This is a genomic window from Streptomyces coeruleorubidus, assembly GCF_008705135.1.
Lineage (GTDB): Bacteria > Actinomycetota > Actinomycetes > Streptomycetales > Streptomycetaceae > Streptomyces > Streptomyces coeruleofuscus.
On sequence record NZ_CP023694.1, the window covers coordinates 2913403 to 2935443 of the forward strand.

Annotated in this window: 20 protein-coding genes; 10 read left to right on the plus strand and 10 right to left on the minus strand. The window is 71.4% G+C overall.

All coding sequences use genetic code 11. The features are described 5' to 3' along the window. The first annotated feature begins 141 nt into the window (after positions 1-141). On the plus strand, positions 142-1341 hold the full coding sequence (locus CP976_RS13435; protein ID WP_150480569.1) for a polysaccharide pyruvyl transferase family protein: 1200 nt from the start codon (positions 142-144) through the stop codon (positions 1339-1341). A 4-nt stretch (positions 1342-1345) separates the two neighbouring features. Here the strand turns inward: CP976_RS13435 and CP976_RS13440 are convergent, their stop codons facing one another. Together CP976_RS13440 and CP976_RS13445 are read right to left on the minus strand one after the other, a co-directional pair. Then, positions 1346-2086 (minus strand): class I SAM-dependent methyltransferase, encoded by a 741-nt coding sequence (locus tag CP976_RS13440; RefSeq protein WP_150480570.1) that lies wholly within the window; start codon positions 2084-2086, stop codon positions 1346-1348. 253 nt (positions 2087-2339) lie between these two features. Then, a complete protein-coding gene (locus CP976_RS13445) occupies positions 2340-3767 on the minus strand; it encodes an MFS transporter (RefSeq protein WP_150480571.1) in 1428 nt (475 codons plus the stop codon). 207 nt (positions 3768-3974) lie between these two features. On the opposite strand from CP976_RS13445, the gene CP976_RS13450 reads away from it, so the two are divergent. The 7 genes from CP976_RS13450 (at position 3975) to CP976_RS13480 (ending at position 11716) form a co-directional block, all read left to right on the plus strand. Continuing rightward, positions 3975-5717, plus strand: a complete 1743-nt coding sequence (locus tag CP976_RS13450; protein WP_150480572.1) for an MFS transporter — start codon at positions 3975-3977, stop codon at positions 5715-5717. A gap of 159 nt (positions 5718-5876) precedes the next feature. After that, on the plus strand, positions 5877-7490 hold the full coding sequence (locus tag CP976_RS13455; protein ID WP_150480573.1) for an IS200/IS605 family element transposase accessory protein TnpB: 1614 nt from the start codon (positions 5877-5879) through the stop codon (positions 7488-7490). Between the two features lie 51 nt (positions 7491-7541). Next, positions 7542-8192 carry a class I SAM-dependent methyltransferase gene (locus CP976_RS13460; protein ID WP_150480574.1) on the plus strand — a complete coding sequence of 217 codons (651 nt, stop codon included), beginning with the start codon at positions 7542-7544 and terminating at the stop codon, positions 8190-8192. Positions 8193-8299: 107 nt separating this feature from the next. Beyond that, entirely contained in the window at positions 8300-8587 is a 288-nt protein-coding gene (locus CP976_RS13465; RefSeq protein ID WP_150480575.1) for a hypothetical protein, read from the plus strand. Between the two features lie 63 nt (positions 8588-8650). Then, positions 8651-9601 carry an N-acetylmuramoyl-L-alanine amidase gene (locus CP976_RS13470; RefSeq protein WP_150480576.1) on the plus strand — a complete coding sequence of 317 codons (951 nt, stop codon included), beginning with the start codon at positions 8651-8653 and terminating at the stop codon, positions 9599-9601. 159 nt (positions 9602-9760) lie between these two features. Then, the gene (locus CP976_RS13475; RefSeq protein WP_150480577.1) at positions 9761-10606 is read left to right on the plus strand and encodes a hypothetical protein; all 846 of its coding nucleotides are present in this window, start codon (positions 9761-9763) and stop codon (positions 10604-10606) included. A 96-nt stretch (positions 10607-10702) separates the two neighbouring features. Continuing rightward, on the plus strand, positions 10703-11716 hold the full coding sequence (locus CP976_RS13480) for an LLM class F420-dependent oxidoreductase (RefSeq protein ID WP_150480578.1): 1014 nt from the start codon (positions 10703-10705) through the stop codon (positions 11714-11716). Positions 11717-11726: 10 nt separating this feature from the next. Here the strand turns inward: CP976_RS13480 and CP976_RS13485 are convergent, their stop codons facing one another. Genes CP976_RS13485 through CP976_RS13495 form a run of 3 tightly spaced genes read right to left on the minus strand, consistent with a single transcriptional unit; the run spans position 11727 to position 15158 of the window. Beyond that, positions 11727-12476 (minus strand): hypothetical protein, encoded by a 750-nt coding sequence (locus CP976_RS13485; RefSeq protein WP_150480579.1) that lies wholly within the window; start codon positions 12474-12476, stop codon positions 11727-11729. Further along, positions 12463-14028 (minus strand): vWA domain-containing protein, encoded by a 1566-nt coding sequence (locus CP976_RS13490; protein WP_150480580.1) that lies wholly within the window; start codon positions 14026-14028, stop codon positions 12463-12465. The genes CP976_RS13485 and CP976_RS13490 overlap by 14 nt, the downstream gene beginning before the upstream one ends. Then, positions 14025-15158 (minus strand): hypothetical protein, encoded by a 1134-nt coding sequence (locus tag CP976_RS13495; protein ID WP_229875232.1) that lies wholly within the window; start codon positions 15156-15158, stop codon positions 14025-14027. The genes CP976_RS13490 and CP976_RS13495 overlap by 4 nt, the downstream gene beginning before the upstream one ends. 314 nt (positions 15159-15472) lie before the next feature. On the opposite strand from CP976_RS13495, the gene CP976_RS13500 reads away from it, so the two are divergent. After that, positions 15473-15766, plus strand: coding sequence for a hypothetical protein (locus CP976_RS13500; RefSeq protein WP_059416357.1), 294 nt, complete (start codon positions 15473-15475; stop codon positions 15764-15766). A gap of 122 nt (positions 15767-15888) precedes the next feature. Here the strand turns inward: CP976_RS13500 and CP976_RS13505 are convergent, their stop codons facing one another. From CP976_RS13505 to CP976_RS13515, 3 genes are read right to left on the minus strand one after another with little or no spacing between them, the layout of a single operon-like run. Then, the gene (locus CP976_RS13505; RefSeq protein ID WP_150480581.1) at positions 15889-16959 is read right to left on the minus strand and encodes a prenyltransferase/squalene oxidase repeat-containing protein; all 1071 of its coding nucleotides are present in this window, start codon (positions 16957-16959) and stop codon (positions 15889-15891) included. After that, the gene (locus CP976_RS13510) at positions 16956-17705 is read right to left on the minus strand and encodes a class I SAM-dependent methyltransferase (protein WP_020275921.1); all 750 of its coding nucleotides are present in this window, start codon (positions 17703-17705) and stop codon (positions 16956-16958) included. Before CP976_RS13510 ends, CP976_RS13505 begins: the two co-directional genes overlap by 4 nt. Beyond that, complete coding sequence (locus CP976_RS13515; protein WP_150480582.1) at positions 17699-19177, minus strand: glycosyltransferase family 4 protein; 1479 nt, start codon at positions 19175-19177, stop codon at positions 17699-17701. The genes CP976_RS13510 and CP976_RS13515 overlap by 7 nt, the downstream gene beginning before the upstream one ends. Before the next feature lie 211 nt (positions 19178-19388). On the opposite strand from CP976_RS13515, the gene CP976_RS13520 reads away from it, so the two are divergent. After that, positions 19389-20051, plus strand: a complete 663-nt coding sequence (locus tag CP976_RS13520) for a TetR family transcriptional regulator (protein ID WP_150480583.1) — start codon at positions 19389-19391, stop codon at positions 20049-20051. A 285-nt stretch (positions 20052-20336) separates the two neighbouring features. On the opposite strand, the gene CP976_RS13525 is transcribed toward CP976_RS13520, so the two are convergent. After that, positions 20337-20570 (minus strand): ferredoxin, encoded by a 234-nt coding sequence (locus tag CP976_RS13525; RefSeq protein ID WP_150480584.1) that lies wholly within the window; start codon positions 20568-20570, stop codon positions 20337-20339. A 2-nt stretch (positions 20571-20572) separates the two neighbouring features. Further along, positions 20573-22024 carry an aldehyde dehydrogenase gene (locus tag CP976_RS13530; protein ID WP_150480585.1) on the minus strand — a complete coding sequence of 484 codons (1452 nt, stop codon included), beginning with the start codon at positions 22022-22024 and terminating at the stop codon, positions 20573-20575. Between the last annotated feature and the right edge of the window lie 17 nt (positions 22025-22041).

Genomic DNA, 22041 nt, shown 5'->3' on the forward strand with positions numbered 1-22041 from the left:
GTCAGATCGCGACAGCTCCGGGGCAGGGGGCAGGGCGCAGTACGACCCACGTCGGCGTGTACGTTGACGATGGTCCGCGCCACACGTGCATGCACACGTACACGTACAGGGCGTCGGCAACTGCTTGGGGAAATGGAGCACATGGCACGCGTCGCCGTCATCACCGCGCCGAACATCGGGTACCGCAACACCGGCATGCTGACCGTCGACTTGGCGTTCGAGTCCCTGCGGCGGCGGATGACCCCCGAGATCGACGCCACCTGGTACACCCTGCACACGCCGGAGACCGTGCCCCTGCGCGAGTGCGCGCGAGACACAGACCTCCCGTTCCACTTCCACCCCCTGGCGGAGCACCTCGACACGCTCCGCGACCACGACGCGGTCGTCTTCTGGGGCGACTTCCTCCACACCCGGCACTACCTGGAGCAGGACGCGACGAACCGTCTGCTCGACTTCGGTTTCGCCGAGGACCGCGGCGCGGCCCGGAACCTGCTGAACCGCACCCTGCTGTTCGCCGACCAGCCGGACGAGCTCCTCGCGCGGACCCTCAGCTACGGCGGGACCATCCTGCACAACTCGCAGTCCGACTACGAGGACAAGGAATACGGCCCCCTGTTCTCACGCCTGGTGACACGCAGCCGCCGCGTCTGGGTGCGTGACCCGCTCTCGGCCGCGAAGATCGCGCACCTGCGCCGGGACCGCACGACCGACTACTTCGGTTCGGACGCGGCGCTGCTGTCCCGTCCGGGCGACCTCGACCACCTCCCGACGACGGAATGGTCCCGGGCGGTCCCGGACGGCGGCGCGATCGGCGTGTTCCTCGGTGCCCGTACCCGGATCCCCGAGTGGCTGCCGGCCTTCTGCCAGGACCTGTCCGAGCGCCTGGGCGCCCCGCTCGAATGGCTGCCCTGGTTCGACCGGGACATCCCCGCTCCGGTCGGCCACATCGCGCCGCGCCCGGGCCGGCACACCATCGGCGACCTGGTGGGGGTCCTCCCCCGCTACCGCCTGGTCATCACGGACACCTACCACCTGTCCGTCAACGCCTGGGGCGCCGGCACCCCCGCGGTGTGCGTCGGCGCGCCCGAGCCGACCCCCAAGACCCACGACGACTACCTGACGCTGAGCGATGTGAAGAAGCACGTCTTCCACATGGCTTACGACGCGGCGGACTTCTACCTGTCCACCCAGGAAGGGCACCGGCAGGGCGTCGACCGGCTGGTGCGGCTCCTGGAGGGCGGCGGTGCCGAGGCCGTGGCGGCGCGCATCCGTGCGCACGCCGACTACTCGGCGACGGCGTTCACCGAGACGCTGGCCTCGTTGCTCGACGCGCCACGGTGAGACCTCAGGTCCGCCGGAACAGCGCCGTCCACAGGAAGCTCTCGCCGAAGTACGCCGACTCCTCCGGCTCGTCCCGCATCCGCCGCAGTTCGACCTCGGTCAGGCCCGAGAAGATCTCCCGCAACGACTCGGACGTGTACGCGAGCCCGCCCCCGAGACCTTTCGCCTCACGGTAGAAGCCGGTGTCGGACAGCTCCGACCCCATCCCGCCGGCACCGGCGGCGAAGCACGTGAGGCTGAACACGCCCCCGGGAGCCAGGACGTCGTCCAGCAGCGCCAGGTAGCTGATCCGCCGGTGCGGAGGCAGATGGTGGAAGCAGCCGGAGTCGTGGACGAGGTCGTACGGCCCGGTGAGTTCCGTGCCGGCGAGCGCGAAAGCGTCCCCGCAGTGGAACCGTACGCCGTCCGCCCCCGCCTCACGGGCCCGTTCCCGGGCCCAGTCGACGGCCGCCGGGGACAGGTCGACCGCGTCCACCTCGAACCCCCGCTCCGCCAGGTACAGCGCGTTGCGCCCCGGGCCGCACCCCAGGTCCAGCGCCCGCCCCCCGCTGATCACCCCCTGTTCGACACAACTCACCAGGTTCTCGTCCGGCTTCGCCACGAAGAACGGCACCTGCCGGGAACGGTCGGCGTAGAAGCCGTCCCACCAATCGGCGCCCCGCCCCGTCCACCGATCGGCCTCGGGCGCGAACAGCCCGTCGAGCAGCGCGAGTACGTCGTCGACGGTGCGTATGTTCCGGTCCATCCGGTCCCCCTTCCGCTTCCGGCAACCCTATGCCCGGACAGGAGGAAAGCCCAGCTCAGACGGGTTTTCAGGCGCCGGTGAAGGGCCTCCTGCGGCCTACCGCCGAACCGGGAACCACCCGCCCGGGGCCTCACTCCGCCCCCGGGCCGAAAGAGCGGCGGCGCGCCGCCCAGGGGCCTCGACGCCCCCGATACGGACGACGCGACGCGCACCGATGTCCGCCGTCGGCAGATCCAGGAGCTGCCGACACCCCCTAGTGCTCCCGTGCCGTCCGCGGCAGCCAGACCCACATCAACAGCACCCCCACGGCCAGCACTCCGGTCCCCACCCGGAACGCCAAGGCGTACCCCTCCGTCAGCGCCTCCGGCGTCCCGCTCCCAGCCGACCGGGCCGCCGCGAGGGTGGACAGGACCGCCAGGCCCAGGGAACCGCCCATCGTGCGGGAGGTGTTGACGAGCCCGGACACCAGCCCGGCCTCCTCGGGCGCCGCCCCGGACGTGGCCAGGGAGGCCAGCGGCGTCGCCGCCAGGCCCGCGCCGAGCATCATCAGGACTCCGGGGACCAGGATCGTCGTCGCGTACGCGCCCTCGGGGGTCATCGTCGACTGCCAGGCGAAGCCCGCCACGGCGACCAGCGTGCCCAGCACCGCCACATTCCGGGCCCCCACCCCCCGCATGAGCCGGGGCGCGATCTTGGAGCCGAAGATGACGGCCAGGGAGCTCGGGACCAAGGCGAGTCCGGCCTCCAACGGGGTGTAGCCCAGGACGTTCTGCGCGTACAGCGTCATGAAGAACCACATGCAGAACATCGCGAAGCCGCACAGGAACATCGCCACGTTCGCCGACGACACCGACCGCAGCTTCAGCAGCCCGAGCGGCATCAGCGGACTCTCCGTCCGGGCCTCGACCGCGAGGAACAGCCCGATCAGCGCGAGCCCGGCGAACAGCGGCAGCAGCGTGGCCGCCGCCGTCCAGCCCGCGGCCTCCGTCTGGGAGATGCCGTAGGCCAGCGTGCCGAGCCCACCCGTCACGAGCAGCGCGCCGGGCAGGTCGAGCCGCCGCCCGTCCCCGGCCCGGCCCTCGGTGAGGACCCAGGCGGCCGCGCACAGCACCACCGCCCCCACGGGCACGTTGATCAGCAGCACCCACCGCCACGACAACGTCTCCACCAGGAGCCCGCCGACCAGGCCGCCCGCCGCGCCGCCGCCGGCACCGACCGCCGTCCAGGTCCCGATGGCCCGGGCCCGGGCGGCGCCCTCCGGCACCGAGGCCGTGAGGATCGTCAGCGTCGAGGGCGCCAGCACCGCCGCCCCGAGCCCCTGCACGGCCCGCGCCACCAGCAACTGCCACTCCTCCTGCGCCAGTCCGCCGCCCAGCGAGGCCAAGGTGAACAGTCCGAGCCCGATGAGGAACATCCGCTTGCGGCCGTAGAGGTCCCCGGCCCGCCCGCCGAGCAGCATGAACCCGGCGAAGGCTATGGAGTAGGCGTTCACCACCCATTGCAGGCCCTGTTCGCTCAGTCCGAGCCCGGTCCGCATCGACGGCAGCGCCACGTTGACCACGGACACGTCCAGCACGACGAGGAACTGCCCGGCACAGGTGAGCGCGACCACGAGCCAGGTGGGAGGCGCGGTACGGCGGGGCGTACGGGTTATTTCGGCGGCTTCGACCATGGGTGTCATGCTCTCAACCACTCCAGCCCGTGGGCATCGGTTTTTGGACCAGGTTCTTGGACCTAGGACCACGGCAGCTCCGGCCCCCTTCCGCAAGAGAAGGTCAAGATTTCGTTAGAGTGCCGAAGCAACGGAATAGTTGCCTACGCATACAAGGTTCACACCCCACGTAACCACGCGCCCCCCGAACACACCCCGGCCTGGAGGCCCTCCTCAATGACGCAGACGACGACAGTCCGTCCCGCCGGCGGAGCGCGCGGGGCCGTGGTCCCGGTACTCGCCTTCGCGGGCATCGTTGTCGCGGTGATGCAGACCCTGCTCGTCCCGGTCATCAAGGACCTGCCGCAACTGCTGGACACCGCCCCCAGCGACGCCACCTGGGTCCTGACCTCGACCCTCCTCTCGGGCGCGGTGGCCACCCCGATCATGGGCCGCCTCGGCGACCTCTACGGCAAGCGGCGCATGCTGATCACGAGCCTGTCGGTCATGGTCGTCGGCGCCCTGGTCAGCGCGTTCACCAGCGACCTGCTGCTCATGATCGCCGGCCGTACGCTCCAGGGCTTCGCGATGGGCGCCATCCCGCTCGGCATCGGCCTGATGCGCGACATGCTGCCCCGCGAACGGCTCGGCTCGGCGATGGCCCTGATGAGCTCCTCCATAGGCGTCGGCGGCGGCCTCGCCCTGCCCGCCGCCGCCCTGGTCGCCCAGCACACCGACTGGCACGCCCTGTTCTACGGCGCCGCCGGCCTCGGTGTCCTCGCCATCGCCCTCACCCTGCTCGTCGTGCCCGAGTCGCCGATGCGCGCCGAGGGCTCCTTCGACCTGCCGGGCGCGATCGGCCTCTCCGCCGGTCTCGTGCTCTTCCTGCTGCCGATCACCAAGGGCAGCGACTGGGGCTGGTCCTCCGGCACCACGCTCGGCCTGTTCGCCGCCGCCGCGGTCGTCCTGTTCCTGTGGGGCGTGATGGAGCTGCGCGTCAAGGCGCCGCTGGTCGACCTGCGCACCACGGCCCGTCCGGCCGTCCTCTTCACCAACCTCGCCTCGATCATGGTCGGCGTCTCCTTCTACGTCGTCTCCCTGGTCCTGCCCCAGCTTCTCCAGCTGCCGAAGTCCACCGGCTACGGCCTCGGCCAGTCGATGGTCGTCGCGGGTCTGCTCGTCGCGCCGCTCGGCCTGACGATGATGTTCACCGCGCCCGTCTACGCCCGGCTGTCCGCGAAGTACGGCCCCAAGGTCACCCTGATCCTCGGCCTGCTGATCATCGCGATCGGCTACGGCGCCGGCCTCGGCCTGATGAGCGCCGCCTGGCAGAGCCTGGTCATCTCGGTCCTGCTGGGCGCGGGCATCGGCCTCGCCTACTCCTCGCTGCCCGCCCTGATCGTGGGCGCGGTCCCGGCCTCGGAGACCGGTGCGGCGAACGGCCTCAACACCCTGATGCGCTCCATCGGCACGTCGGTGTCGAGCGCCGTGATCGGCATGGTGCTGGCGAACACCGCGGACAACGTCGGCGGCGTCGAGATCCCGACCATGCACGGCTTCCGGGTCTCCTTCCTGATCGCGACCGGCGCGGTCGCCGTGGGCCTGCTCCTGGCCCTCTTCCTGCCGGGCCGCCGCCCGTCGGACAAACCGCAGTTGCGCGCCAGCAGCGAGGAGGACGCGGCACTGGAGCGCGCCGAGCAGGTCCTGCGCGGCTTCCGCGGCCGGGTGCTGGCGGCCGACGGCACGCCGGTCGCCCGCGCCAAGGTCACGCTGATCGACCGCCGGGGCCGCCAGGCGGGCGCGACGCTCTCCGCCGAGGACGGCAGCTACACGCTCACCGTCCCCGACCCGGGCTCCTACGTCCTCGCCGCCCGCGCCGCGGGCCACGCCCCGCTCGCCTCGTCCGCGACCCACACGGGGGACGAGCGGCCAGTCGACCTGGACCTGCCGCTGCCAGGACACACGGTCTCAGCCCCATGAAAGTGAGTTATGGCGTGTGTGGATTGAGTGTCCGGGTGGTGGTGTGTGGTTTACGGGGGGAGGGAATGGGCGTTCCCAGATCGAATGCGTGACCTTTTCGGACGTGGGGCGTCGGGTGGGTGACAGACGTAGCCAGGGCCGCAGGGAAGGGGGACGGGGGTGGGTATTGCGCGTGTGCTGTCGGAGCCGTTCGTCGTCCTCGGTTCCTCCGGCGTCGCGATCCGTACCCGGCTCAAGGGCCTGTCCGCTGGGGACGAGGAGGTGCTGCGCCTGGTCGGCAAGCACCTGGGGTCGCTTGCTTCGCGTGACCTGAAGCGGCGCTGCGCAGAGGGGCTGCAGCACTCTGCGCAGACGTGGGCGCAGCGTAAACGCGCTCTGAGTGCGGAGTCCTCGTCGCGGTGGGCGGGCAGTATCACCAAGGCCACGCATGATCAGTGGGCGCTGTCGCGGCGTGCGCAACTCGCCCACATCCAGGCTCTGGAAGCCGGTGTGCGCACGATCGCGCACCGGTTGTCGCTGCCGGTGGGCGAGAAAGGCACCAAACGGGCGCCGGGCGGCTACCGGAGTCGGCAGGAGTGGTTCGCCAAGACACGTCGCCTGCGCGTGCTTGAGGACCGGCTCGCCGCCGAGCGTGCCGACCGCGAAGCCGGGCGGGTGCGCGTCGTACGCGGCGGGAAACGGCTGGCCCGCAACCGCCACCACCTCGACCAAGCACAGCTCACCGAGGCAGCCTGGCGCCAGCGGTGGGAAGCGTCGCGCTGGTTCCTTCAGGCCGACGGGGAGAGCGGGAAGCGGTTCGGGAACGAGACGATCCGCCTCACCCCGGACGGTGAGGTCAGCATCAAGCTCCCCGCGCCGCTCGCGTATCTGGCGAACACCGGGCACGGCCGGTACGTCCTCACCGGAACCGTCGCCTTCCACCACCGTGGCGAGGAGTGGGCCGACCGTGTGGCGGCGCACCGGGCCGTGGCCTACCGCATCCACCTCGACACCGACCGGAACCGCTGGTATGTGACCGCCTCGTGGACGATCCCGCCGGTCAAGACGGTTCCACTGGCTCAGGCCCGCGCCGGCGGGATGATCGGCGTCGACACCAACGCCGACCACCTCGCGGCATGGCGCCTGGACGCGCACGGCAACCCGGTCGGCGCCCCGCGCCGGTTCTTCTTCGGCCTCGACGGGCCCGCCACCTACCGCGATGCCCAGGTACGGCACGCGCTGGTACGCCTGCTGCACTTCGCCAAGCGCCACGGCCTGAGTCTGGCGATCGAGGACCTGGACTTCCAAGCGGAGACGACTCGAGAGAAGCACGGCAGTCGGAAACGGTTCCGCAAGCTGATCTCCGGCATGCCGGTGTCCAGGTTGCGAGCGCGGCTGGTCAGCATGGCCGCTGAGCTGGGGATCACCATCGTCGCCGTAGACCCGGCCTACACCTCCCAGTGGGGGGCCCAACATTGGCAGAAACCCCTCACCAGCAATAAACGCGCCACCACCCGGCATGATGCCGCCGCGGTGGCGATCGGAAGGCGCGCCCTCGGGCACCCGATCCGGCGACGGGCGGCACCGCCCCCGCAGCACCAGAGCGATGCTGCTGGGTATCGGACCGCCCAGGCCGGACCGGGCGCCCAAGGGCGTGAGGAAACCCGCCCCCGCATTCCCGGACCACGGACACGATCCATGCGCGCCGGATGCGGAGCGAACGCGGGGGACCAGGACGCCCAACACCGTTCGGGGCGTCCGGCTGAGCACGTACAACTCATGCTCAGACTCTAGGAACGGTACGGCACCATGGGCGCACGGAGTCGTACGAGCGAGAGGAACCCCATGCCCCCGACCCCCAAGCCCGAGATCCTGGCCGCGTTCGAGGCGGCGAAGGGGTTCATGCCCGTGGACGAGGGCCTGGCCCTGTACGCGGCGGCGGTGGAGGCCGGGCGGTTCGGGCTGCCGCTCCTGGAGGTCGGCACGTACTGCGGCCGGTCCACGGTCCTGCTCGCCGACGCGGCCCGCGAGGCCGGGGTCTGCGCCCTGACCGTCGACCACCACCGCGGCAGCGAGGAGCAGCAGCCGGGCTGGGAGTACCACGACCCGGAGACGGTCGACCCCGAGCTCGGCGTGATGGACACGCTGCCCACGTTCCGCCGCACGCTGCACCGGGCGGGCCTGGAGGACCACGTGGTGGCCCTGGTCGGCCGCTCCCCGCAGATCGCGGCGATCTGGCGGACCCCTCTCGGCCTCGTCTTCATCGACGGCGGCCACACGGACGAGCACGCCACCGCCGACTACGAGGGCTGGGCCCCGCACCTGGCCGAGGGCGGTCTGCTCGCCATCCACGACGTCTTCCCCGACCCGCAGGACGAGTTCACCGGCCAGGCCCCCTACCGCGTCTACCTCCGGGCCCTCGCCTCCGGCGCGTTCACGGAGGTCTCGGCCACGGACTCGCTGCGGGTCCTGCGGCGCACCGGCCCGGGCATCTAGCAGAACGGCTGGGCGGGTGAACTGCGCGCCCTCCGCCCCCTCCCGGTCGGCCCACGGGCGGCGTGGCGAGTCGGCGGGCGACCGCCGCTGCCCAAGGATCCGGCCGCGTGGCACACACCTTCGCAGAGCTCGTGGAGAAGCAGCGCGCGGCGGACGAGGCGTACGCCCGCGTGCGGCAACTGCAGGACGCGTACGGTCCGCCCACCCAGACCAAGTGGAGCCCCCAGCAGACCACCACGTGGGAGACCGCCTGGCGCGCCTGGCGCGACCTCGCCCGCGACGTCCAGGCGGCGGTGACCGCGTACGCGAAGCAGGAGCAGACTCCCCGCCAGGAGATCGAGGCGCGGGTGAAGGAGGCGGTACGGCACGGGGACCCCGACGCCAACGACGGGTAGCCGCCACCCGTTGGGCCGTGCTCGACCCGCAGCGGGCCGGCGGCGGCCGCTAGGGTGGCAGACGTGTCGTACGTAGGCCCTGACTTCGAACCTCCCCAGCCCCGCCGCTCCCGCCGCGGCCCCCTGACCGTCGCGCTCGCCGCGCTGGTGCCCGGGGCGCTGCTCGGCTGGCTCGTGTACGAGACGGTGGGCGGCTCCGGGGACGGAGACGGCTCGGGGCAGGCAACCGTGCGGTCCTCGCCGCCCTCCGCGTCAGGCGCGCCCACCGACGACGGCAAGGAGCCGAGCGCCTCTCCGGCGCCGACGGCGTCCTCGACCTCCGCGCCCGCTCCGGCCTCCGGCCCGCTCAAGGGGAAGGTCGTCGTCATCGACCCCGGGCACAATCCGGAGAACTTCCAGCACCCGTCCGAGATCAACCGCAAGGTGAACATCGGGACGAACTGGAAGGAGTGCGACACCACGGGCACGTCCACCAACGACGGTTACACCGAGGCGAAGTTCACCCTGGACGTGGCACACCGGATGCGCACACTCCTCGAAGAGCAGGGCGCCACGGTGAAACTGACGCAGGACGCCGACCGGCCGTACGGCCCGTGCGTGGACGAGCGGGCCCGGATCGGCAACGAGGCGAAGGCCGACGCCGTGGTCTCGGTCCACGCGGACGGCTCGGGCGCCGGCAACCGCGGCTTCCACGTCATCCTGCCCGGCACCGTGCACGCGGGCGCCGCCGACACCCGTGCGATCGTCGCCCCCTCCCGCGATCTCGGCGAGCGCGTCGCGGGCCGCTTCGTGGCCGTCACCGGCAGCGCGCCGTCCAACTACGTCGGCGACGGCAGCGGTCTCGTCACGCGTAAGGACCTGGGCGGTCTCAATCTGTCAACGGTTCCCAAGGTGTTCATCGAGTGCGGCAACATGCGCGATAGCAAGGACGCGGCGTTGCTGACCAGCGGCGCGTGGCGGCAGAAGGCGGCGCAAGGGATCTCTGAGGGAATCGTGAGTTTCCTGCGCGGGTAGCTCTCGGCGGGCTGATCCGGGCGGACACCCTGGTCGGGCGGACGATAGGGTCCGTTCGTACGATGAGGGGCCACCCCCACGCTTCACACCGGGGCCCGACGACGGCATGGTGACAGCGACGCCTCTACCGACGACGAGACGACCTGCGAAGGACCTGAAGTGAATATCCGCTCCCTCACTCGAGGCGACGGCGTGGTGATCGGAGCAGCGGTGTTGCTCTTCATCGCGTCGTTCCTCGACCTCTACTCGATCGATGGTGTCCCTGACAGCGCCGACCTTCCCAGTCTGTGGGCAAGCGGGCCGGTCGTGCTCAGTGTCGTTCTGGCGGGGATCATCGGCGCCGCGCTCGTCGTCGTCGCCCGCAGTCTCCCGCAGGTCCCGAAGATCGCGGGTCTCGACCTGGGCCAGTTCGGCGTCGCCCTCACGGTGTTCGCCGCGTGGAGCGCGCTGGGCAACATCTTCGACCCGGCCGGCGGAGCCGACAACTTCGAGGGCAGCACCTCCGACGGTCCCAGCGCCGGCCTCGGCCTGACCCTCGCCCTCGTCGCCACGCTGCTCCTGGCCGCCGCCGCCCTCGCCACGCCTCTCGTCCCGGCCCTCAAGGGCGCCCTCCTCCCGGCGCCTCGCCCCGCCACCCCGCAGCCCTACGGTGCTCAGCCCCCCGGCGGCTACGGCTACCCGGGCGCCCAGCAGCCGGGTGGCTACGGCCAGCCCCAGCCGGGACAGCCCGGCCCCGGGCAGCCGGGTCAGCCCTACGGTGGTCAGCCGCAGCCCCAGCAGGCCCAGGCGCCGCAGCCCCCGGCCGGGGACTTCTCGCCGTTCTGGTTCGCGGTGCCGGTGCCGCGGCCGCTGTTCGCCGAGGACGGTTCGCCGACGCCGATCGCCGAACTCGCGCCGGGCACCTGGTACCTGGCCGTCGAGCAGCGTGGCGCGGCCCTGGTCGCGCAGACGCAGGACGGTCGCCGCGGTGTCCTCCAGGACACGTCGGGCATCCAGCGCGGCTGAGCCCCCGCACGACGTACGGCCTCTCGCCCTTCCGGGTGGGGGGCCGTTGCCGTACAGTCGTCGCCCCGTTGGCTGACATACCGTCAGGAGGCAGGCATGCGGCTCGGTCTCGCGCTCGGCTACTGGGGGCGCGGCCCCTCCCCCGACCACGTGGCGCTCGCGCAGGAGGCCGAGCGGCTGGGCTACGACTCGGTGTGGACGGCGGAGTCGTGGGGCTCGGACGTCTTCACGCCGCTCGCCTGGATCGCGGCGCACACCTCACGGATCAGGCTGGGCACGGCCGTTGCGCAGATGGCGGCCCGCTCGCCGACGACGACCGCGATGCACGCGCTGACCCTCGATCACCTCTCCGGCGGCCGCATGATGCTGGGCCTCGGACTGTCCGGCCCGCAGGTCGTCGAGGGCTGGTACGGCCGCCCGTTCCCCTCCTCGCCGCTCACCGCCACCCGCGAGTACGTCGACGTCGTACGGCAGGTGCTGCGGCGGGAGGCGCCGGTGGAGCTGGCCGGCCGCTTCCACTCCCACCCCTACCGGGGCCCCGACGCCACCGGCCTCGGCAAACCGCTCAAGCCCATCACCCACCCCCTGCGGCCCGACCTGCCGATCCTGCTCGGTGCGGAGGGGCCGAAGAACGTCGCCCAGACGACCCGGATCGCCGACGGCTGGCTGCCGCTGTACTGGTCGCCGACCCGGCCGGAGGTCTACGGCCCCGCCGTGCGCGAACTCCCCGAGAACTTCCTCGTCGCACCCCTGGCCCAGGCCCGGGTCTGCGACGACGTCGCCGAGGGCCTGCTGCCCGTCAAGGCCATGCTCGGCCTCTACATCGGCGGCATGGGTCACGCGGCCCGCAACTTCCACGCCGACCTCATGGCCCGCATGGGGTACGAGGAGGAGGCCCGCCGCATCCAGGAGTTGTTCCTGTCAGGCCGCCGGGAGGAGGCGGTCCTCGCGGTGCCGGACGCCTTCGCCGACGAGATCTCCCTGGTCGGACCGCGTGAACGCATCGCGGAGCGGCTGGAGTTGTGGCGGAAGGGGCCGGTGACCGACCTCCTCGCCCTCGCCCCCGACCCGCACACCCTGCGCGTGCTCGCCGAGCTCGGCTCCCGGTGAGCGGCGGCGGTCACCAGAAGATCGCGATCGCCTCCAGCGTCACCTCGCGGGTGTCCTCGCGCCAGCCGGTCATCTTGCCGAGGCAGCGGGCCGTGAACGTGCCGGCCGGGATCGAGCGGCGCGCGTTCCCGGGGGCCACGACGCGCATGGACACCGGGGGCTGCTCCTCGCCGTACTCGGCCCGCAGCTCGAATCCCTCCGCCACGTCCGGCACACGGGTGAAGACGCCTTTGACCGAGACGAATTCGCCGATGCGGCTCAGGGTCACCGCACGGCCGTCGGCCAGGTCGTCGGCGAGGTTCCGGTTCGGGACGACGGTCAGGGTGGTCAGGTCGGCGTGGACGATGGCGTCGGCCCGGTCGAAGGCCTCCATGACCACGCCGATCACGTTGATCGGTTTGTCCTTGCGCACGAACTTGCGGAACGTCTCCTGGCTGACGTCCCGCTTCAGCCGGAACCGGAACAGCCACGTCAGCACCCGGCTCCAGAAGCCGACACTCGTGTCGACCTTCGTCCGCAGCTCGACGGCCTCCTCCAGCGCGGACCGGTAGTTGCCGAGCTCGTACAGGTCCATGACCGCCTGCTCGTCCAGGTACAGGCAGATGCTGTACGCCGACTGCCAGTGCCGCAGGTGCCTGCGCCGCTCCCGGGCATGGCGCACCAGGACCACCGCGAGCACCAGCACGCCGGCGGCCGTCACCAGCCAGACCGTCATCCACGGCCACCAAAGGCTCCACCACAGTGCGTCAGTGACAGCCACGGATCTCCTTGAAGGCCTCGGAAAGGGACGAGCCGGCGGCGTCCACCATCCGTCCGCCCGTCCTCGCCGCCGCGCGCCGCAGTTCGCCTGCGTCGGCCTCGCCGAAGTGGACGGGGTAGGTGTGAACGGCGTCGCGCACGGCGGCGGGCAGCGCCTTGTGGCGGCGTACGAACTCGGGATAGGACAGGCCCGCGTTGTTCTCGCCGTCCGTCATCAGGACGAGTGAGACGGAGCGGTCGGGGTCGGCGGCCAGTTCCCGGGCGGCGGTGCGGTAGCCGTGGTCGAGGGCGGACCACACGGCGGTGGCGTCGCCGTAGCCGCCCCGGGCGACGGTGCCGGCGAGGGCGGTCAGGTCCCTCGGGCCGGTGACGGTGACGGTCTTCTCCTCCAGCACCCGGCCGCCGAACCGGACGACGGTCAGCCGTTCACCCCGGTAGAAGCGGGTGAACTTGCCGGAGTGGGAGAGGTCCGCGCCGCTGAGTCCGGCGAAGGCCCCGCGCAGGGCGGCCATCCGGGCGCCGCGCATCGAGCCGGAGAAGTCGAGCAGGAAGACCACCTGGCTGGTGGTGCGGCGGTCGGGGTCACCGTAGTCCGCCAGCAGGGTTTCCACGACGGCGGGCCGGTCGGGGTAGAAGAGCGCGTTGCCGACCGGTTCGCGCAGCCGCGGGTCCCGGGTGACCGCCGTGTTCACGGGGCGGCGCAGAGTGTGCCGCATGATCCGGCGTTGCACCGAGTCGCGCCGCAGCCACTGCGTGACCTTGCCGTACGCGGTCCGGTGGGCCGGGTTCAGCAGGAGCAGCGGGAAGTCCGCCAGGACCATGCCGTCTTCGGGGCGGACGATCTCCAGGCGGTCGTCGAGGCGGTCGGTGGCGTTGAGGGCGAGCAGATCGGACTCGTAGGTGATGAGGGCGTTGGCCTCGTCCTGGTGATCGACGTAGGAGTCGACGAGTGCGGGGCCGGTGTCGGCGGTGAGGGTCTGGCCGGAGCGGAAGCCGCGCAGCCGGTCGCAGGAGACGTCCTCGGGGCGCAGAGCGGCTCCGGTGCCGGCCGCGGCGGTGGCGACGCCGACGAGGGCGGCGAGACCGCTGCCGGCGTGCCGGGGGTCGGCCATGCCGAAGCGGACGGTGCCCGTGGCGGCGGCGTCCGCGATGTCCGCCCAGGTGAGCCGGGAGCCGGGCACCTGGGCGCGCAGCTTCCGTGCCACGTCCGGCTTCAGGCCGATGACGACGGGGGAGGTCATGGTGGGCGTGCGCTGCCACCCCCGGGTCGCGTTCTTGTCGGTGAGACGCAGATAGCGGTCGGACGACAGCCACGCGAGGTCGTACCTGTCGCTGTCGGGGGTCTTCGTCTCGGCGTCGGCCCGGTGGTCCAGACGCAGGTCGACGCCGGTCTCGTCCTTCAACTCCCCCAGCAGCGGGCCCAGTACGGCGAGGTCGGGACCGGCGAGCACGCGCAGCCGGACCGGGTCGTCGCCGTCGCCGCCCGAGCAGGCGGTGAGCAGGGTGGTGACGAGCGCCAGACAGAGCGCCAGCAGGCCCGCGCCGCGCCTCACCGGCTGCCCGTCCGGTCCGGGCAGTCTCCGACGATCTCGGTCATCTTCTCCAGCAGGGGCAGGCTGGGCAGGACCGCCCGGGTGTCGTCGGAGGATGTGGTGGGCACCGGGATCTTCCGTTCGGTGAGGAACCGGGTGAGCTCGTCGCTGGTCGCGCCGCTGCCGGCGTTGCGGGCCCGGAAGCCCAACTCCATGGCCCGCTGCTGGAGTTCTGGGTCCTTGCTGACCAGTTCGCCGAGCCGGGCGCCGTCGCCGGTCAGCGCGACGAGCTGGGGTTCGGTGACGAAGCGTGTGGACGGGTAGAGCAGGACGCGCTCGTCGTCGGTCGTGCCCTTCTCGGCCTGGTGACCGATCTGGTGGGCGAGGAACTGGTGCTCGTAGATCACCGAAATCGGGGCGATGCTCGGCCCGTCGGGGGACAGATACGTTTCGGCCCGTTCGGAGGACGGCAGGCCCTGTTCGATGAGGAGCGGCTTGATCTTCCGGGCGAGTTGCTCGGCCTCGGCCTCGTTGTCCGGCGCGTCGTTCCCGTGCTCGACGAAGGCCACGAGTCCGAGGTAGGTGCCGGCGGAGTTGGACTCGCAGATGTCCGAGGTCTGGGCGAGGATCTTGTTGCCGTTGCGGACGCGCTTCTCGTCGTCGATCTCGTTCCAGCGGTAGCCGTCCTTGGGTTTGCGCTGGACCCCCCTGCTCTTGGCGCGCGCGCTCTTGCCGTGCGCGAGATCGAGGAACTTCCGCATGTCGAGGGTGTAGTACATCGGCCGGCCGCCCGAGCCCGGCAGGCCCTTCGCGACGCCTTCGACCCTGAGCACCTCGGCGTAGTCCCGGTAGGTGGCCAGCACGATGGGGCTGACGAACGGGCGGTACAGCAGCACCGGACGGTTCGCCCGGGCGCGCTCCCGGCTGATCAGGTCGGCGGCCGGCTGGCCGGAGGGGAAGACGACGTCGTACCCCTCGTAGTCCTGCTTGGCGATCTCACGCGAGCCCATGTTGGTGATGTGCACGCGGAAGCCGTGCTTCATGAGCAGCCGCTCCACCACGGGGTCCTGGAAGAAGTCCCTCTTCGAGGCCATCTTGGCCTCTATGGTGACCACTTGCCGCAGCGGCAGCAGCAGGTTCCCGGAGGTCACGAGCAGGACCAGCCCGATGACCGGGACGGGCAGCGCCGACGCCAGCGCTCTGCGCAGACGTCGGCGCGGGGGTCTGGTGACGGTTAACCGCGGCTCTTCGGTAGCGGGTCTGTTCGCGGGCACCTGCGTTCTCCCCCCGTGACACCTGCGTTCTCCCCGTGTGCCGGGCCAGGATCGTCGGTGATGCGGGTGTACCCCGAACGGCCCTGCCGGGAACGTCGGTTGAACGCGGGAAGAAGCGCACGGCGAAGGCCGGTGGGGCGCGGCGCACCGGGCCCGGGTTTGAACGAGGTTTCACGGGCTACCCGGTTGGCATGTCCCCTCGATATCGCAACGGTGCGAATCAGGCCGGCACGATCATCGCGGTCGTCGCCGACATCATGGCCCTCATCCTGGGCCTGTGGATTCTGATGTACCTGCTGGACGCGAACCGGGCGAACGACTTCGTCCAGTTCATCCATGACGCGGCCCGCTGGCTGGCGGGTTGGTCCCACGACCTCTTCACGTTCGACGAGGCATGGGCCCGAGTGGTCGCCGGCTACGGCCTGGCAGCGGTGGTCTACCTGTTCGTGGGCCACGCGATCGCCAATCGCGCACACCGGCACTGAAAATGCCGTGAGGGGTTCGCCCTCAGGGGCGCGGGGCTGTGTCGATATGCGGCTCCGCCGCGTGGGCGCGAGCTACACAACTCACAACCCGCGCCCGCCAACCCCCGCGCCCACCGGAACTCCTAGGCGCAGCAGTCCGACTCGAGCCCCAGTGGCAGGCCCTCGCCGCCGAAGACCCGGCACGTGGCCTCGTGTCCCCCCAGCGCGGCCACGGCCAGCAACAGCGACCCCGCAGTCCACGTGGTCAGCTCCTGCGGCCAGATCGCGTCGTCCTCGAAGACGTACCCCGTCCAGTACAGGCCGCTCTCCGGATCGCGCAGGTGCTGGATCGACTGGAGGATCTCCAGTGCGCGGTCCGACTCCCCCATCGCCCAGAGCGCCAGCGCCAGTTCGGCGGACTCGCCGCCCGTCACCCACGGGTTGGGGACCACGCAGCGCACCCCCAGTCCCGGGACGACGAAGCGGTCCCAGTCCTCCTCGATGCGGGCCTTGGCCTCGGCACCGGTCAGGGCACCGCCGAGCACGGGGTAGTACCAGTCCATCGAGTAACGGTTCTTGTCGAGGAACCGCTCCGGGTGCCGGCGTATCGCGTGCCGCAGCGCGCCCGCCGCCAACTCCCAGTCCGGCTGCGCCTCTTCCCGCTGTTCGGCGATCGCCAGTGCGCACCGCAGGGCGTGGTGGATGGAGGAGCTGCCGGTGAGCAGGGCGTCGGCGGTGTCCGTGCCGTCGTCGTCGCGCCGCCAGCCGATCTGCCCGCCCGGCTGCTGCAGGCGCAGCACGAACTCCACCGCCGCGTACACCGCCGGCCACATCCGCTCCAGGAACGTGTCGTCGCCGGTGGAGAGGTAGTGGTGCCAGACGCCGACGGCTATGTAGGCGACGAAGTTGGTCTCCCGGCCCCGGTCGGTGACCTCGGCGAAGTCCCCGTCCGCATAGGCCGCGTACCAGGAGCCGTCCTCGTTCTGGTGCCGGGCCAGCCACAGGTAGGCCCGTTCGGCTGCCTCGTGTTCACCGGCCGCGTCGAGGGCCATCGCGGCCTCGACGTGGTCCCACGGGTCGAGGTGGTGTCCCCGGAACCACGGGATCGCGCCGTCCTCGCGCTGCACGGAGAGGATGCCGGCGACGGTCGCGGCGGCCTGCCCGGCGGTGAGGACCCCGGGCAGGACCAGGTGTTCCGTCCGGGGAGTCGTCACTGGGCGTCCGCCCCGGTGCCGGAAAGACGCGGCAGGTGCGGCTTGGTCGCGTACGCCACGAAGCTCTTGCCGATCAGTGGGTTCAGCGCCTGCTCCGCGACCCGGGTGGCCAGCGGTTTCTTCATGATGTCCCAGACGAGCAGCTTGTGGTACGCCCGCACGGGCAGCGCCTTGTCGTTGTCGACGCCGAACGCGCACTTCAGCCACCAGTACGGGGAGTGCAGCGCGTGGGCGTGGTGGGTGCCGTACGGCTCCAGACCGGCCTCACGGATCTTCTCCAGCAGCTCGTCCGCCTTGTAGATGCGGATGTGGCCGCCCTCGACCTCGTGGTAGGCGTCGGACAGGGTCCAGCAGACCTTCTCGGGGCCGTAGCGCGGGACGGTGACGGCTATGCGTCCGCCGGGCTTCAGCACGCGCACCATCTCCGCGAGGACGCCCTTGTCGTCCGGGATGTGCTCCATCACCTCGGAGATGATCACGACGTCGAAGGACTCGTCGGGGAAGGGCAGTGCCAGGGCGTCGCCCTCCATGGCCGTGGCGGTGGCGCCCTCGGGGGCCTCGCCCGCCTCCTTCATCGCCGCGAACCACTTCGCGACCTCGCGGATCTCCTCGGCGTTCTGGTCCAGGGCCACGACCTGCGCGCCGCGCCGGTAGCACTCGAAGGCGTGCCGGCCGGCACCGCAGCCGAGATCCAGGACTCGGTCGCCCGGGGCGAGCGGGAACCGGGAGAAGTCGACGGTCAGCACGTGGCCCTGCTTTCGGAGTTGACGCCTTCTACATCTGTGGTGGCTGCGGAGACAGCACCTGCGGGAGCCGGGGTCGCCGAGCGGTTCCCGCCCGCCGCGGAACCGCCGGAGGCCAGGGGCGTCACCACGGAACGGTCGCCCGGCGCTGCCGGGCGGCCCGTCTCGCCGGCCTGGGACCTGGCGATCGCCTCGCGGTAGCGCGCCACCGTGCCCTCCGCGGCCCTGGCCCACGTGAAGTGCCGCAGTACTCGTTCCCGCCCGGCCGCGCCGAGCCGCGCGCGCAACTCCGCGTCGCCCAGGAGCCGGCCCAGCCCGGCCGCCAGTGCGTCCGAGTCGCCCGGCGGCACCGCCAGGCAGGTCTCCCCGTCCCGGCCGGCGACCTCGGGGATCGCCCCGCCGGTCGTGGCGAGCAGGGGCGTCCCGGTCGCCATGGCCTCGGCGGCCGGCAGCGAGAAGCCCTCGTAGAGCGACGGTACGCACGCGACCTGGGCGGAGCGCACGAGGTCGACGAGTTCCGCGTCGGAGATGCCCTTGACGAACTCGACGGCGCCGTCGAGGCCGTACCGTGCCATGGCCTGGGCGACGGGCCCCTCGGCCGGACGCTTGCCGACGACGACGAGGTGGGCGGCGGGGTGCTCGGTGCGGACCTTGGCGAGCGCCTCGACGAGGTGGACCAGGCCCTTCAGCGGCACGTCGGCACTGGACGTCGTCACGATCCGCCCCGGTACGACCGGCACCGAGGGGTCCGGCGAGAACAGGTCGGTGTCGGCGCCGATGTGGACGACGTGGATGCGGTCCTGGCGGACGCCGAGGTGGTCGACGATCTCCTGCTGCGACGTGCCGGAGACGGTGAGCACGGACGGCAGCCGCCGCGCGACGCGCTTCTGCATGCGCGTGAAGCCGTACCAGCGCCGCACGGAGAAGCGCCGCTGCCGGCCCTCCGCCGCGTCCAGCTCCAACTGCCGGTCGACGGTGATGGGGTGGTGGATCGTGGTCACCAGGGGCGCGCCCACGTCTCCCAGCAGCCCGTACCCGAGCGTCTGGTTGTCGTGGACGACGTCGAACTCGCCGCGGCGGGCGCGCAGATGGCGGCGGGCGCGCAGCGAGAACGTCAGTGGTTCGGGGAAGCCGCCGGTCCACATGGTCGCGACTTCGAGCGCGTCGATCCAGTCGCGGTACTCGTCACGCTTCGGCGTGCGGAAGGGATCCGGCTGGCGGTAGAGGTCGAGGCTGGGCAGTTCGGTGAGGCTCAGCCCGTCGTAGCCCTCGTCGAGCACGGGATACGGCTGTGCGCCGATGACCTCGACCCGGTGGCCGAGGCGGGCCAGTTCGCGTGAGAGGTGCCGGACGTAGACGCCCTGGCCGCCGCAGAACGGGTTTCCTTTATAGGTGAGGAGCGCGATGTTGAGCGGTCGCAAGCCGTCGGCCGCGGGGGCCTCCGGAGCCCCGGCCTCGCTGGCCTCAGCGGTCACTCTCGGCCCCCTTCTCCCTGCTCTGTCCCGCGAGATTACGCCGGGACGCTAATCTAGAACAAGTTTCAGACTTGATCGTCCGGAGGCTCTGAATCTACCGGCAGGTAAGGGCGCTGTGACCAGTGGATCAGGTGATTCACGCCACGGCCGGTGCCGTGCCATGCTGTCTGATCACTCGTCCTCACGGACGGTCACGGAACGGGACCGGCCCATGCCCGCGGAAGCCCAGGTGAGCGCCAAGGTGAACAAGGTGGCCAAGGTGGACGCCAGAGTCACAGCCCCCGCCTCCCCGCCCCTGACGGAGCGACAGGAGGCCCGCCGTCGCCGCATCCTGCACGCGAGCGCGCAGCTGGCCAGCCGGGGCGGTTTCGACGCCGTGCAGATGCGCGAGGTCGCGGAGTCCTCACAGGTGGCGCTCGGCACCCTGTACCGCTACTTCCCCTCCAAGATCCATCTGCTGGTCGCCACGATGCAGGACCAGCTGGAGCACATGCACGGCACACTGCGGAAGAAGCCCCCGCAGGGCGAGAAGGCGGCCGAGCGGGTCGCGGAGACGCTGATGCGGGCCTTCCGCGCCCTCCAGCGCGAACCACATCTGGCCGACGCGATGGTCCGCGCCCTCACCTTCGCCGACCGCAGCGTGAGCCCGGAGGTCGACCAGGTCTCGCGGCAGACGACGGCGATCATCCTGGACGCGATGGGGCTGGAAAACCCCACCGCGGAGCAGCTCTCGGCGGTCCGGGTCATCGAGCACACCTGGCACTCGGCCCTCATCACCTGGCTGTCGGGCCGCGCCTCCATCGCCCAGGTCAAGATCGACATCGAGACGGTGTGCCGCCTGATCGACCTGACGGCGCCGGACGCACACGAATGACCTACGAGACGGGTTCCCTTCGCCGGCATGGTCCGGATCAGGTTCTGGGGGTCGCCTTCCGGTCGCCGGACCTCTCGGTCCTTCGACCTTCCGGCCTCTCAGCCCTACCGTCGCAGTCGGCACCGGCGGAAGCCGAGGCTTCCTGCCAGAGTCGGCTACTCCGGTCGGACTCCCTCACTCGTCCCGTAGGCCTGATTCCAGGGTAGAACCACCAGCCAGGAATGGAACCCCCGAAAACATGATTTTTCGGGCAAAAGGGAGTGTCCTCCAAAGGGGAGGTCCTCCCTAGTCCTCCGGCGGGAACACCGGCTCCCCGCTGTCCCCCAGCGTGATCGTGATCGCCTCCACCGGACAGCTCTCCGCCGCCTCCAGCACCCGCTCGTTCGCGTCCGTGTCCGGGGCGACCGGATGGGACTGCCGGGCGGAGTCCAGGCGGAAACCGCCCGGCGCGTGGTGGAGGCACTGGGCCGAGCCGATGCACAGGGAGCGGTCGACCTCGACGTGCCAGCGGTCACCCATCGCTACGCGTCCGCCGGGAGGTGGATCATCTTGTGCTCCAGGTACTCGCCGTACCCCTCGGGCCCGAACTCCCGCCCCAGGCCCGAGCTCTTGTAGCCGCCGAAGGGGCCCAGCATGTCCAGGCTGAAGGTGTTGACCGAGTAGGTGCCGGTACGGACCTGGCGGGCGATCTCGATGCCGTGCTCGACGTCCGCCGTCCACACGCTGCCGCTCAGCCCGTAGTCGGAGTCGTTGGCGATCTTCACGGCGTCGGACTCGTCGTCGTAGGGCAGCAGGCAGATCACCGGGCCGAAGATCTCCTCGCGGGCGATGCGCATGGAGTTGTCGACGTCGCCGAAGAGGGTCGGCTCGACGTACCAGCCGCGGTCGAGGCCGGCCGGGCGTCCGCCGCCGGTGAGGATCTTGGCGCCCTCCTCCTGCCCGATGCGGATGTAGTCGAGGTTGCGCCGCTGCTGCCGCCTCGCCACCAGCGGGCCCACCTGGGTGGCGGGGTCCAGCGGGTCGCCGACCGTCAGCGCGCCCGCCGCGGCGGCCAGGGCGTCGGCGAACTCGTCGTAGCGGGAGCGCGGGAGGAGGATGCGGGTCTGGGCGACGCAGGCCTGCCCGTTGTTCATCCAGGCCGCGGGGGCGATGCCCGCCACGGCCGTCTCGACGTCCGCGTCGGGCAGGACGACGGCCGCCGACTTGCCGCCCAGTTCGAGCGTCACGCGGGTGAGGTTGCGGGCCGCCACCTCCATCACGCGCTTGCCGGCCGCGACCGACCCGGTGAAGGACACCTTGTCGACGCCGGGGTGCCCGACCAGGTACTCGCTCACCTCCCGGTCCGCGGGCAGGATCGACAGCACGCCCTCCGGCAGCCCGGCCTCCCGCGCGATCTCGCCGAGCAGGTACGCGTCCAGCGGTGACTCGGGCGAGGGCTTGAGCACGGCCGTGCAGCCGGTGAGCAGCGCGGGGGCCAGCTTGGCGGCGGCGACGAACTGCGGGACGTTCCAGGGGACGACGGCGGCGACGACCCCGACGGGCTCGCGCCGGACGAGGATGCGGCCGAGCACGCCGTCGCGCCGCTCCTCGTACGTGAAGTTCCGCGCGACGGTGATCGCCGAGTCCCAGACCATGACCGCCCCGAGGGCCTGGGCGAGGACGCTCCAGGAGTACGGGGAGCCGTTCTGGGCGGAGATCAGGCGGGCGATCTCGTCGTGCCGGGCGGCGATCCCGTCCTTGATCCTGCTCACGACCTCGATCCGCTCGTCGAGGCTCATGCGCGGCCAGGGGCCCTCGTCGAAGGCCCGGCGGGCCACTCCCACGGCCCGGTCGACATCCGCCGTCGAGGCGTGCGGGACGCGCCCGATGACCTCTTCCGTGTGCGGCGAGATCACCTCGATGACGTCCGTACCCAGGGGGTCGGTCAACTCCCCGCCGACGAACAGCTGTCCGTGTTCCACGAGCTCGGTCATGGCCGACTGCCTTCACA